Origin of the sequence: Candidatus Cryosericum odellii (genome assembly GCF_003570935.1) — a bacterium.
Lineage (GTDB): Bacteria > Caldisericota > Caldisericia > Cryosericales > Cryosericaceae > Cryosericum > Cryosericum odellii.
Genome location: NZ_QXIU01000088.1, coordinates 1 through 1,429 on the forward strand (window position 1 = coordinate 1; position 1,429 = coordinate 1,429).

Here is a 1,429-nt window from a genome sequence, read left to right on the forward strand (position 1 = left end):
GACGCTATCGCGCGCCTGAAACGTCAGCCAGTTGACCTGGTCTTCAACATCGCCGAGGGACTGTACGGCCGCGCTCGTGAGTCGCAGATGCCGGCCATCCTCGACATGATGGGGATCCCGTACACCTTCTCCGACACTCTGGCTTTGTCCTTGGCGCTCGACAAAACGATGACCAAACAGGTCCTGATGCAGCACGGCATCAACACGCCGGCTTTCTGGTCCGTGGACAATCCTGTTCAAGTAGAAACCATCATCCAGTCCGGTACTCTCAAGTATCCGCTGTTTGTCAAGCCGTCCTGCGAGGGTTCCAGCATGGGCATCAACGACAACTCCCGGGTCGCCTGCGATGACGAGCTCCGCAACCAGGTAGGTGAGTTGCTGGCAGCATATCCCGGCTCAAGCATCCTCATCGAGGAGTTTCTTCCCGGCCGCGAAGTTACCGTGGGCGTCATTGGCAACCGGGAGCCTGAGGTTCTGGGTGTGATGTCGTTCAAGCTGCTGAACGGGACCGAGAAGGATTTCTTCTACACGCCGGAGATCAAGCACCATTGGGAGAAATACATCGTTCCCGAGTGCCCCGCCGATCTCACTGCCGATGAATACCAGAAGGTACGCAACTTGGCCGTGGGTGTCTTCAAGGCACTGCATTGTCGTGACTGCGCCCGTATCGACATGCGATTCGACGCAAATGGCGAGCCATCGTTCATGGAGATTAATCCGTTGGCTGGTCTGGCCAAGGGCAAGAGCGATATCCCCNNGAACTGATGGGACTATCCTATGAGGACCTTATCGGCCGCATCATCCAGGCTGCCGTCGAACGCATCGACGCGGAACGGCCCGAGACCACGATGGTCACTGAGGCTCAGCGCGCGACTGTGTGACGTTTTGCAATTTCAGTCCAACATCGATGGACGCCGACCTCGGCCGGCGTCCATCTCGTTTCATGTGGTACGACCCTGGACAAGCCGGCGGCAGGGTTCGGGTCGGGGACCTGGTCTTTTCATAGTTGAGGGGAGAGCTACACTAAAAAGATCGCAGTGCTGTCACCTCAAGCAAGCGCTGCCGACAGGAGTGTGCATGCAGTGAGTAGTTTTCCGCGCGTCGTCGTCGATCTTGATTGTCTGACCGACAATGCCACCAAGGTCCACTCACTCTGTCAGGAGCATGGACTAGGTGTCGTGGCGGTCACCAAAGGTGTGACGTCCGACGCGGAGATCGTTCAGGCGTTCATGCGCGGCGGCATTCACAGTATCGGCGACTCGCGTGTCCATGACTTTCTCAGCCTGCGACAGGAGGAGTTCGGCGTTCTGGAATTGACGCTCCTCAGGCAACCTCCGCGCTCACAGATCCATCTGGTTCCCCATATCACCGATCGTGCGTTCATGTCGGAGCTGAGTGCCATGGAGGCGCTGGGTGAAGCTGCTCTGGC

General features: G+C 58.0%; 1 protein-coding gene and 1 pseudogene. Both read left to right on the forward strand.

The window, feature by feature from the left end:
• Positions 1-168: 168 nt before the first annotated feature.
• Entirely contained in the window at positions 169-765 is a 597-nt protein-coding gene (locus tag SMC5_RS03415) for a D-alanine--D-alanine ligase family protein (RefSeq protein WP_455423447.1), read from the forward strand.
• 317 nt (positions 766-1,082) lie between these two features.
• Positions 1,083-1,429, forward strand: a pseudogene (locus tag SMC5_RS10620) (hypothetical protein); the annotation flags it as partial.